The following is an 11,648-nucleotide window of genomic DNA, read 5'->3' as shown; positions in this document are numbered from 1 at the left end:
TCAGCGTCCAAGCATAGTTAAGGCCCGGTCATTCTGCTGTGGTCGGTCAACGTCAGTTGCTGCTCCAACGCCTTCTCCAGCTCAAGAATGGCGAAGTTGCTCGCCTTGCATCGGCGTTCGATCTCCTCCACCGGCAAAGCTTGCAGACAAGCCTGTTCGAGTGCTTCGCAACAGTTGATCAGACGTGATGCCTGGGCAATGCGTGCGGCACCTTTGATCCTGTGCGCCATCTCGGCCAGCGCCTGGTGATCCCGTCCGGGAGACAAGGCCTGCAGATCCTGGCGGTCATTCCGGCTGCTTTTCAGAAGTTCGGTCAACAGTCGCCTGGTCTGGGCGGGGTTCCCTCCGGTCAGCGCATAAAGCCCCTGCAGGTTGAACGCAGGTGCATGGAACACCGGTGCATCGAGGATTGGCCGGACACTGTCGACCCATTGGCTCAAGGCACTCAGGCTCAGTGGTTTGAACAGGCACTCGTTCATGCCGGCCTGCTTGCAGCGAAGTACCTCTTCCGGTTGGGCATTGGCGGTAAACCCCAGCACGGTGCAGGTCGGGCGTTGCGTGAGGCTCTCGTGGCGCCGGATTGCGCGGGTCAGTTCATAGCCGTTCATGACGGGCATGTTGCAATCGGCGATGACCAGATCGAATGCGCCGTTTTTCCATTGTTCCAGTGCGCTCTGGCCTTCTTCGGCAATGCTGAAACGGTGTCCCAGAAACTCGAGTTGCTGGCACATCAGCAGGCGATTGGCCGGGTGATCGTCGACCACCAGAACGTTGAGGGGCGTGAGGGCGGTCTGGATCTGTGGTTCGTGTTTCCGGCTTTTCACCTCAGCGGGCATGATTGCCAGCGGCAGCGACACACTCACTTGTGTGCCGATCCCGGGCTGGCTGCTCAATTGCAGTTGCCCTCCCATCATTTCGCACAGGCTGCGGCTGATGACCAGTCCCAGCCCTGTGCCGCTGATTGTCCTGTTCCTGCCATGGCTGGCCTGGGTGAATGGTTCGAACAGCCGCCGCTGGTCTTCGGCAGTAATACCGATGCCGCTGTCCTGAACCGTCAGTTGCACCTGCGAGCAAGCGGGATCATCGCTGTCCAGCAGTTCCAGCGAGATCCTGATCTGGCCTTTTTCGGTGAATTTGATGGCATTGCTGATCAGGTTCGACAGCACCTGTTTGAAACGCAAGGGATCCAGATGTACGTCGATGTTCAGTTCGGGCGGGGAGACGTTCACCATCAGTGCCAGCCGTTTCTGCCGGGCCAGGCCTTCGAAGATCCTGACCACCGACGCAATGGTATCGATGAGATTGACCCGTTCGGGGCTCAGGCTCAGGCGTCCGGATTCGATCCGGGCAATATCCAGAATGTCACCGATCAGCCCCAGCAGATCCTTGGCCGAGCTGTAGGCGGTTTCGATGCTGGAGCGGTCCGGATGCACTTTGTCCATGCGCTTGAGTGTCAGTTCAAGCATGCCGATGACCGCGTTCATCGGTGTACGGATTTCGTGGCTCATGGTCGCCAGGAAAGTGCTCTTGGCACGGTTGGCATCATCCGCGCGTTCCTTGGCAGCACGAAGTTCGTCGAGCAGTTCATGACGTTCACTGATGTCGATCCAGCCGCCGATGATCCCCTGAACATCGCCGCTGGAGTCGCGGTACGGCAGGATCCAGTGATAGATCGTCATGCGCCGGTTGCCGATTTGCAACGGCCGGTCGAGCACCAGCGGTCTGCCCTCGTTCACGACCCGCTGGTAGTCGGCCTGAAAGGCCCTGGCTTCGAAAGCGTTGTTCAGAACACCTTCCATCACATTCTTGCCGATGACGTCTTCGCGTCTGGCCTTGAAGGCTTCGAGGTAACTGTCGTTGCAGCTTTGCAGCAATCCCTGTCGATCGCGCACATAGATCGGATGAGGCGTGCCGTTGACCAGCGAGCGCATGAACTCCAGCTGATCGTTCAAGGCGCGTTCGGCAGCCTGGCGCTGCTTGATCTGGCGACGCATGTAGGCATTCCAGAGCATCGACAGCAGCAACAGCAGGCCGGCCGCCCCGATCACCTGATAGAACAGGCGTCGATATTGGTGCCAGGTGCCTTGCGAAAGGCTTGAATAACCCCTCCATCGACCATTGATGATGCCCAGTTCTTCGGGCGATATGCTCATCAGGGTCTTGTCGATGATCGAGCCCAGTTCGGTGTTGTCTCTGGCGGTTGCCAGGGAAAAGGCTGCCTGCCGGGTGCCGATGGTGGTAGTGATCTGCAAGGGCTGTTCGAAGATGTGCGAGGCGATGAAGTAGTTGGCGATCACCAGCGAGTTCACTGCGCCTTCGACCAGCCCCTCGTCGAGCAATGCCACGGCACTGAAAGTGTCCGGGGTCTCGATCAACTGGATGCGTGGAAACTCGTTGCGCAGGTACTCGATCATCGGGTTGCCCTGGGCGATGGCCAGGCGCTTGCGTTTAAGCTGACCCAGGTGGGTCGGACTGTCGGCAGCCTTGCGGGTCAGCAGGACATAGGAGTTTTCAAGGTAGGGGCGGCTGAACTTCAGGGTTTCCTCGCGTTGGGCGGTCGGCAGCAGGGCGGCGATCAGGTCGGCCTGATGGTTCTCGATCTGTTTGATCATCTCGGCGTCGCTGCGGCTGCGGCGGATTTCGAAGCGCAGGCCGGTGCGCAACCGGATGAGTTCCAGCAGGTCGGCGCTGATGCCGCGAAAGTTGCCATCGGTGTCAAAGAAACTCAGGGGGGCAAAGGCTTCGTTGACGACCACACTCACCACCGGATGTTTCTTCAGCCACTGTTCTTCGCGGTGGGTCAGTTGCAGTTTCTGGTCGGTCAGCAAGGTATCGCTGCCGGCACTCCAGCGTTTGGCGATGGTTTCCCGCTCGCTGCCCGGGACAGCCTTGAGCACGTTGTCGATGATACCCAGCAGTTGAGGATTGTCGCGACGTACGGCAAAGCTGAAACCGTGGGCTTCGTGCTTGCCGAAATTGGCCATGCGGATGTTGTTCAGATACCCCTTGCTGATCATGTAGTGAGTGGAAATGGTATCGCCGAGAAACACATCCGCCTGATCGAAGGCGACGGCGTTGATTGCATTCTGGTAGGACGGATAGGAGGTGATGAGGGCTTTGGGATACAGCGCCTTGACTTCGTCCAGCGGCAGATAGTGATACAGCATGCTCAGCCGCAATCCGGCCAGACCTTCGCTCAGAGACCGGGTTTCACCCGTGCGGGTGACCAGTACCGGTTGATCGATCGCGTAAGGGCTGGACAGTATGATGTTGGCGTTTTCCGCCTCCAGTCCATTGGACGTGCCAAGCATGTCGATGCTGCCGTCGACCAGTGCCCGGATCGCGGCGTCCCGTGTGGCAAAGCGCTTGACCCTGACCGGCAGGCGGGTTGCCTGACCGATCAGTCCGGCATAATCGGCCGTGAACCCCTCGTAATCGCGGCCGCTGGCCGTCATGTCAAATGGCGGATAGTCGGGAGCCGATGTGCCCAGAACCAGCTCATTGCGATTTCGCAACCAATCCCGTTGCGCATGATCGAGCAGGACTGGAAGTGGCTTGTCGGTCGAGCGACTGAGCAGGGCCAGGTCTTGCGAGATGACGGGGGCGGCTGCTGCATGAGCACTTAACCCAAGGCATGCACTCAATACAATCAGGCAGTTTTTCAAGCGACTGGGCATGTCGTCTCTCACACGAGTGCGTTGCGTTTGGCCATTTCAATAAGTTCTACAAGGGATTTGGCTTTGAGTTTCTGCATCAGACGTTTTTTATAAGTACTGACGGTCTTGTTGCTGAGGAACATGCCTTTGGCGATTTCCTTGTTTGTGCGGCCTTGGGCGAATAGTTGCAATACCATCAATTCCCGGTCATTGACGGATTTGAAAAGTTCCAGTTCTGCGTAGCGCACATCATCATTGCGAACAGGGTTCAGGGCCTGGCTGGGGAAATAGTTGTATCCGGAAAGGACGGCCTTGATGGCACTGACCAGTTCGCTGAGGTCTTCCTGTTTGCAGACATAACCCGATGCGCCGGACTGCATGCAGCGAATGCCGAACAGCGTCGGGCACTGTGCAGTCAGGACCAGTGTCTTGAACGGAGAACTCATGGCGTTGAAGCGGGCAAGGACTTCCAGGCCGTCCAGCTTTGGAATACTGATGTCGAGAATGATCAGGTCGGGTGTGCATTCGCGGACCATTTGCATGGCGTCGACCCCGTTATCGGTTTCACCGACGACCTTGTAACCTTCATGTTCCAATAGCATTCGAACGGCAAGACGGATAACCGGATGATCGTCGACAATAAAAACGGAGTTCATAACAAAGTCCCATGCGAACACTAATAAAGGGCGCACCTTAGCTCAGATGAAAGAGCGGTCGCATGAGCCGACAGGACCTCGGTGGCAATCTAGGATCGGTCCTACAAATAAAGAGGAATGGGACTACGTGTGAACTAGTTTTGACGTAGGTAGCGGATGGCTTCGCGAGCTGAACTTGTTCGATGGAGGGGGCGGGGGTGACTGAAAATCCTGTTTGTTTAATGTTTGTCAGTCATCAATGAGTTTCGGTTTTTTGTTGGCGATACGTCGCGAGCGTCGAACAGGGATATAAGGAAAGGATTGGAATATCCATCAGTCGCCCGCCCGGTCAATGCCTGACCGGGCGGGCGACGACGTATCAATGGCTGGAGCGCCCTGTCATTTCCAGGGCCATGTCGCTGGCATAGCTGTCGGTCATGCCTGCGATGAAGTCGATCATGCGCAGGAACGATGCGTGCAACGGGCCGTGCGGGTCCGGCGCATTGTTGCCCAGCAAGTCGAGGATTCTGCGGCTCTTGAACGACGGCGTACGCCCGTTGTGCTGTTCGAGGGCCGCACCGCAGAACGCGTTGAGCAGAATCTCCAGTGTCGTGTAGGCGCCGATTTCATGCAGGGTCTTGCGCTTGTCCTGAAAGATTTTCTTGCGGGCGATGTCCTTGGCATTCAGCACGCAACGTTTGGCCGGGCCGTGCATGTGCTCCACAAGGTCCCCATGCAGCGTTCCCGCCAAGAGCGCGTCCTGTTGTTCGACAAAGGCCCGGGCGGCGGCGTTGGTCAGGTGTTCGATGGCCTTGCCTCGCAGGATCGCCAGTTTGCGCCGGCGCGAATCCTGAGGGCCCAGCTGTCGATAGGTTTCCGGCAGATCGTCACCGACCAGACCCAGCAGCAGCGACTCGACCTCGGCATAGTCCAGCAGGTCCATCTCCAGGCCATCTTCCAGATCGATCAGCGCGTAGCAGATGTCATCCGCAGCCTCCATCAGGTAAACCAGCGGATGACGCGCCCAGCGCTGTTCTTCGAGTTGCGGCAGGCCGAGTTTGTGGGCGATCTGCTCCAGCAATGGCAACTCGCTCTGATAGCAACCGAACTTGTGTTTCTTGTAACCCAGAGAGTCGGCGTGACGTGCGGTCCACGGGTACTTGAGGTAGGTACCGAGGGTCGCGTAGGTCAACCGGGTGCCACCGTCGAACTGGTGATATTCCAGCTGTGTGAGGACCCGAAACCCTTGGGCATTGCCCTCGAAGTTCAGGAAGTCACCGCGCTCGGCGTCACTCATCGCATCCAGCCAGCCGCGCCCGGCGGCCTGCTGAAACCAATGGCGGATGGCGTCTTCGCCGGAATGGCCGAAGGGCGGGTTGCCGATGTCATGGGCCAGGCAGGCGGACTGCACGACCATGCCCAGATCGCTCGGTTCGCACCACTCGGGCAGAGCGCGACGCAGTGTTTCGCCCACTCGCATGCCCAGCGACCGGCCGACGCAACTGACCTCCAGTGAGTGGGTCAGGCGCGTGTGGATGTGGTCATTGCTCGACACGGGATGCACCTGGGTCTTGCGGCCCAGGCGGCGGAAGGCGCCAGAGAAAATGATGCGGTCATGGTCTTTGTGAAACGGACTGCGGCCGAGTTCCTGCGGGCTGTGCAGCGGTTTGCCGAGACGTTCGCGGTTGAGCAGGGTTTGCCAATCCAAGGCTGATTCTCTCCGTCGGGTGACTGGTGCCCTAGCTTCCCGGTTCGGGCGAGTGTCTGCAAGCGCAACTACAGTCCGGCGGCGTCAATGTCGATCAACAGCAGGCGCTCGCCATTGTCGAAAAACTGGCCGGCGGTCAGGCAGTACTGGTTGCTGGTGGCATCGCGGTAGGTGTTGGAAAGCGTCAGCCGGCGTTCTTCCCAGCCTTCGGCCAGCAGGTGGTAGAAGTAGGGACGCCACGACCAGTTGTGACCCAGGTAACGGTTGTCGGCGACCCAGCCGCTTTGCCGCCATTCCAGATTCGGCGTCAGTTGCGTGCCCTGACGGTCGCACTGATAAAACCGCAGCAACCACGGAAAGGCGTCCAGTTGCGGCAAGGCACTGAGCGGCGCGCGGGTTTGAGCCCAGCTCTGCAGAATCGTCATCAACTCGCCAAGCTGTCGACGCATGGACATCAACTTGCCGCGCTCGGCGAGTTTCTGCTTCACATAGGCCTGGCGCAGTTCAGCGAAGCGCTGGACGAAAGCATCCGTCGCAAAGAAAGCCTCCTGCGCCCGGGCGAACAGAAAACCCTGCACGTAACGTGAGCCGCATTCCAGTGCGAAATTCAGCTGCGCTTCGGTCTCCACGCCCTCGGCGATGATCCAGCAACCGGTCCTTTCGGCCATCTGCGCCAGTGCCTTGACCACATCGCTGCTGGGCCCGCCGAGCGCGGCAGCCTGAAACAGGCGCATGTCGAGCTTGAGGATGTCCGGCTGCAAGGCCAGCACGCGATCGAGCTGTGAATAGCCGGCGCCGAAATCGTCGATGGCGATTCGCGCTCCGGCATCACGATAGCGCGCGACGACTTCAGACAGACGCTGACTGTTGCCGCCCAGTTCTGTGATCTCGAAAACAATCCGCTGCGGGTCGATGCCATGCCGGGCGAGCTGTTTCAGGCTGGGTAGCGCCTGGTCGGCGCGCAGACGGCTGATCCAGCGCGGTGACATGTTCAGGCTGAGAAACCAGTCCGGCGGTGCTTCGTGAAATCGGCTCAGCGCATTGTCACGAATCTGCCGGTCGAGGCGGCGCAAGGCGGTTGCGGGCGTTCGTGGGTCGGCGAACAGCGGCCCGACCGATGTCAGTTGCCCTTGCACCTGGCGCAATCGACCCAGAGCCTCGACGCCTGCAATGCGTCCGGTGGCGGTATCGATGAAAGGCTGAAAGCAGGCGAGCGGTTGCCCGTCGATCACGGGGCCTCCTTGGTCATTGTTGTTCTGGTCGGATCCTGCCGGCCGGGTAGGCGAGCGGGATTGAATCTCCGGGTGAAGAGACTCAATCCCGCCAGCAGTGCAAGAATGCAGCCAGATGTGGAACTCAGCGTTTGCCCGAGTTCTGCATGACCAGTTTGATCAGCGGCGCGAGGCTGGTACCGAGGCGGATCAACCGGCTCAGGCCGCCGATGCCACCGCTTTTCGCACCTTTGCCGGTCAGGAACCCCAGCAGTGTCACGGCGGCCACGCCCCACAACGGCGCATGCTTGATGCCGAAACCGTCCTGCAGGTTCTGCGACATGCCGCGCATGCGTTGCAAGGGCTGCAGCACCTGGCCGGTTTCGTGGCGGATTTCCTGACGATGCATTTCCATGCGCAGGCGGATCAGGGCCTTGCGCATTTCCTGGCGCGAGCTGTTGTGCGGAAGTTCAGGCAGGCTCATGGCAGCAGGCGCTCCCGGTCGTTGGCCAGTTCTTCCAGGGTGCCATGGAAGGGCGAGGATTCATCGAAGATCGCAGCCTTCAGGCGCAGCCCGCAGAAGATCGCGGCCAGGGTGTAGAACACGCACAGGCCGATGATGGCGGCGAGCCGATACGTGTCCCAGAACACGATCAGGACGAGGGTCGACAGGCCGACCAGCAACAGCAGTGCAAACACCAGCGCGAGGCCTGCGAACAGCAACAGGCTGACGGTGCGTGCTTTCTGTTCCTGCAACTCGATGCCGAACAACTCGACGTGACTGTGCAATAGACCTAGGACGGCAGCACCCAGGCGCCGTGTGGAAGAGGCAGTGCCCGCAGTCGGGCCGGATTCACCGATCGACATGATCAGCGCCGCGTGGCCAGCAGGCCGATCAGAAAGCCTACGCCGGCGGCGATACCCACCGATTGCCACGGGTTGGCCGACACATAATCTTCGGTGGCGGTGACCGCAGCCTGGCCGCGCTCGCGCAAAGTGTCTTCGGTCAGCTTCAGGGTTTCCCGCGCGCGCAGCAGACTTTCATGGATCTGTTCGCGCAATTCATCAGCCTGATCACCGGCCAGCGTGGCGGTGTGTTCCAGCAACCGTTCGGTGTCGCTGACCAGGGTCTGGAAGTCGTTCATCAGGATTTCTTGAGCAGTCTTTGCCTTGGTGCTGGCCATTGGGAATCTCCGTAGGTGGCGGTCTGAAGCGGCTTCTGAAACTTTCGAGTATGAGCCTTGCGTGAAGGTTCAGTACAAATGACTGGTACATCTTTTGCTGTGTCGTGGTGCGTTCCCCGGCAGCAGTGCGCTGTTGCCGGGCGCGAAGCCGGGAAATCATAGCCCGGATGACACGGGTTCAGCTCAGGACATCGACCTCGTGCGCCAAAGCGGTTCGCCGGCCCCCCGGGCTTGTGACTGCGCGGTCGCAACTTGGTGCATGAAATGTCTGCATGAACCGCTTTGGTGCCTTTTTCAGCCTTGGGTCTGCCTCTTCATGGAAAATCTGCAAAGCGCTGTGGATACGCTCGTTCATAGTTCCAACACGTTGTTCATTCTGATCGGTGCGGTCATGGTGCTGGCCATGCACGCCGGTTTCGCCTTTCTGGAGGTCGGAACGGTTCGCCAGAAGAATCAGGTCAACGCTCTGTCGAAAATTCTCAGCGACTTCGCCGTGTCCACCCTGGCCTATTTCTTTATAGGCTATTGGATTTCGTACGGGGTGACGTTCCTGCAACCGGCGGCGGTGCTCAGCGCCGATCATGGTTACGGGCTGGTGAAGTTTTTCTTCCTGCTGACCTTTGCGGCGGCGATCCCGGCGATCATTTCCGGCGGCATTGCCGAGCGCGCGCGGTTCGTTCCACAGCTGTGTGCGACGGCGCTGATCGTGGCGTTCATCTATCCGTTTTTCGAGGGGATGATCTGGAACGGCAACTATGGTCTGCAAGCCTGGCTGGCCGCGCGATTCGGCGCCGCGTTCCATGATTTCGCCGGCTCCGTGGTGGTTCACGCCATGGGTGGCTGGCTGGCGCTGGCGGCGGTGCTGTTGCTGGGCCCGCGTAATGGACGCTATCGCGATGGCCGGCTGGTGGCATTCGCACCGTCGAGCATTCCGTTTCTGGCACTGGGATCGTGGATCCTGATCGTCGGCTGGTTCGGCTTCAACGTGATGAGTGCGCAAACCCTGCAGGGCGTCAGTGGCCTGGTGGCGGTCAATTCGTTGATGGCGATGGTGGGCGGTACCGTGGCGGCCCTGATTGTCGGGCGCAATGACCCGGGCTTTCTGCACAACGGTCCGTTGGCCGGTCTGGTGGCGGTGTGTGCCGGCTCCGACCTGATGCATCCGGTGGGCGCGCTGGTCACCGGTGCGATTGCCGGCGCCCTGTTTGTCTGGTGCTTCACGTCGGCGCAGGTCAAATGGCGGATCGATGACGTGCTGGGTGTCTGGCCGCTGCACGGCTTGTGTGGCGTATGGGGCGGCATCGCCTGCGGGATCTTTGGCTCGACCGCACTGGGTGGGCTGGGTGGTGTCAGCCTGATCAGCCAGTTGATCGGTACCGCGTTGGGCGTTGTGGTGGCCCTGGCCGGCGGATTTGCCGTCTACGGTTCGATCAAGGCCCTGCATGGTCTGCGCCTGAGTCAGGAACAGGAGTATTACGGTGCGGACCTGTCGTTGCACAAGATCGGCGCGGTGAGTCAGGACTAGGTCTCTTCATCTTCGGCACCCGGGTAGAAGCCATGCAGCAGGCGATAGCGGTCGATGCGCACCCGATCGACCTTCTCCTGCACCTGGTGTGCCGGCAGACCGAGCAGGATCAAGGCGTGAGAGGCAAGCATCAGGCTTGATTCCAACAGCTCCGGCACCACTTCGCTGGCGCCGGCGGCTTTCAGTTCGGCCCACTGGCTGTCGTCGCGGGTGCGCACCAGAATCGGCACTTTCGGATTGAGTCTCCGGGCCTCCTTGAGCACCCGCAGCGCCACATCGCTTTTATCCACGGCAATCACCAGCAGCCTTGCACGCAGCAAACCGACCGCAGTCAGCAGGTCGCCACGCGCAGAGTCGCCGTAATGCACGTCGCGTTCGACGGTGGCTGCCTCCTGAATACGTACGGGGTCGTTGTCCAAGGCGATGTAAGGTTGCCCGGCATTGCGCATGAAGCGTCCGATCGACTGACCGACACGCCCGTAGCCGCAGATCACCACATGCTGATCCAGGCCGGCATTGAGGGCGCTGATTTCCTCGATCTGCGCTTCCTGATTGGGTTTGCGGTGCAGGGCGGCGGCGATGCGGGGGGCCGCGCGCAACATCAGCGGCGTGAGCAGCATCGAGCAGAACGTCGCAGCGAGGAGCAGGGCGCCGAGATCGGCGGGCATCAGCCGGTTCTGCTGCATCTGCGCCATCAGGGCGAAACAGAATTCGCCACCCTGAGCCAGAGCCAGGCCGCTGCGCCAGGCGGTTTCATTGTCGCTGCCACGCCATTTCACCAGCAGCGCCACCACTGAACCCTTGATCAGCAGCAAACCCAGGGTCATGGCGATAATCAACAGGCTGTGACTGGCGAACAATTGCAGGTCGATCAGCATGCCGATGCTGACGAAGAACAGGCCGAGCAGTATGTCGCGGAACGGCCGGATATCGGCTTCGATCTGGTGCCGATAATGACTCTCCCCCAGCAGCATGCCGGCCAGGAAGGCGCCGAGGGCAGGGGACAGGCCAAGCAGGTGAGTCAGCCATGCCGTGAGCAACACGATCACCAGCGCCAGTAGCACGAACAGCTCGGCCGAGCGCGATGCCGCCACCTCCTGAAAAAGGCGTGGCAACAGCCAGCGACTGGCCAGCAGCAAGCCGATGAACAGCACGACAGTCTTGAGCAGCGTCAGTGGCAACGCCCAATACCAGGCTTGATCGCTGCTGCCGGCGAAGACGGGAACCAGCGTCAGCAACAACACGGCTACCACGTCCTGAAACAACAGGACGCCCACTGCGTTCTGGCCGTGGCTGCTGAAGATTTCGCCGAGGCTGCCCAACTCCTTGGTGACGATCGCCGTGGAAGAAAGCGACAGCCCTGCGCCGAGCAGCAGCGCCGGGGTGAGAGGCATGCCCAGCAGCATCAGCACGCTTCCCAACAGCGCCGTACTGACCAGCACCTGTTGGCTGCCCAGACGAAAAACCACCTGGCGCAGGGCAATCATTTTCGACAGGGAGAATTCCAGCCCTAGGGAAAACAGCAGAAACACCACGCCCAGTTCGGCAAGGTCCGGCAGGTGTTCGCTCTCGTTGATCCAGTCGAACGCCTTCGGCCCAACCATCAGCCCGACGCACAGATAGCCCAGCACCGGTGGCAGGCGCAGGCGGCGAAACAGGGCAATCATCACCAGGGACGAGGCAAGAATGATCAACAGATTGGCAAACACAAAACACTCCGGTGGCAGGG

General features: G+C 60.2%; 9 protein-coding genes. 1 reads left to right on the top strand and 8 read right to left on the bottom strand.

Annotated elements, in window-relative coordinates; genetic code table 11:
- Positions 1–17 precede the first annotated feature (17 nt).
- The 7 genes from CAG02_RS18050 to CAG02_RS18020 form a co-directional block, all read right to left on the bottom strand.
- Positions 18–3,677 (bottom strand): transporter substrate-binding domain-containing protein, encoded by a 3,660-nt coding sequence (locus CAG02_RS18050; protein WP_085710744.1) that lies wholly within the window; start codon positions 3,675–3,677, stop codon positions 18–20.
- An 8-nt stretch (positions 3,678–3,685) separates the two neighbouring features.
- On the bottom strand, positions 3,686–4,312 hold the full coding sequence (locus tag CAG02_RS18045) for a response regulator transcription factor (RefSeq protein WP_085710743.1): 627 nt from the start codon (positions 4,310–4,312) through the stop codon (positions 3,686–3,688).
- Between the two features lie 358 nt (positions 4,313–4,670).
- Positions 4,671–5,999 (bottom strand): deoxyguanosinetriphosphate triphosphohydrolase, encoded by a 1,329-nt coding sequence (locus CAG02_RS18040; RefSeq protein ID WP_085710742.1) that lies wholly within the window; start codon positions 5,997–5,999, stop codon positions 4,671–4,673.
- A gap of 68 nt (positions 6,000–6,067) precedes the next feature.
- Positions 6,068–7,231: an EAL domain-containing protein gene (locus CAG02_RS18035; protein ID WP_085710741.1), complete on the bottom strand. Its 1,164-nt coding sequence runs from the start codon at positions 7,229–7,231 to the stop codon at positions 6,068–6,070.
- 124 nt (positions 7,232–7,355) lie between these two features.
- Positions 7,356–7,694 (bottom strand): hypothetical protein, encoded by a 339-nt coding sequence (locus CAG02_RS18030; protein WP_085710740.1) that lies wholly within the window; start codon positions 7,692–7,694, stop codon positions 7,356–7,358.
- Positions 7,691–8,077 (bottom strand): phage holin family protein, encoded by a 387-nt coding sequence (locus CAG02_RS18025; protein WP_065257074.1) that lies wholly within the window; start codon positions 8,075–8,077, stop codon positions 7,691–7,693. Before CAG02_RS18025 ends, CAG02_RS18030 begins: the two co-directional genes overlap by 4 nt.
- 2 nt (positions 8,078–8,079) lie before the next feature.
- On the bottom strand, positions 8,080–8,394 hold the full coding sequence (locus tag CAG02_RS18020; protein WP_085710739.1) for a YqjD family protein: 315 nt from the start codon (positions 8,392–8,394) through the stop codon (positions 8,080–8,082).
- A 316-nt stretch (positions 8,395–8,710) separates the two neighbouring features.
- On the opposite strand from CAG02_RS18020, the gene CAG02_RS18015 reads away from it, so the two are divergent.
- Positions 8,711–9,919 (top strand): ammonium transporter, encoded by a 1,209-nt coding sequence (locus CAG02_RS18015; RefSeq protein WP_085710738.1) that lies wholly within the window; start codon positions 8,711–8,713, stop codon positions 9,917–9,919.
- On the opposite strand, the gene CAG02_RS18010 is transcribed toward CAG02_RS18015, so the two are convergent.
- Positions 9,916–11,628, bottom strand: a complete 1,713-nt coding sequence (locus CAG02_RS18010) for a monovalent cation:proton antiporter-2 (CPA2) family protein (protein ID WP_085710737.1) — start codon at positions 11,626–11,628, stop codon at positions 9,916–9,918. The two genes, CAG02_RS18015 and CAG02_RS18010, sit on opposite strands and share 4 nt — an antisense overlap.
- Between the last annotated feature and the right edge of the window lie 20 nt (positions 11,629–11,648).

The sequence above is a fragment of the Pseudomonas sp. R43(2017) genome (genome assembly GCF_002112345.1).
GTDB classification, from domain to species: domain Bacteria; phylum Pseudomonadota; class Gammaproteobacteria; order Pseudomonadales; family Pseudomonadaceae; genus Aquipseudomonas; species Aquipseudomonas kribbensis.
Note: the sequence above shows the minus strand (reverse complement) of the source record. Positions and strands in the feature narration are given on the sequence as shown.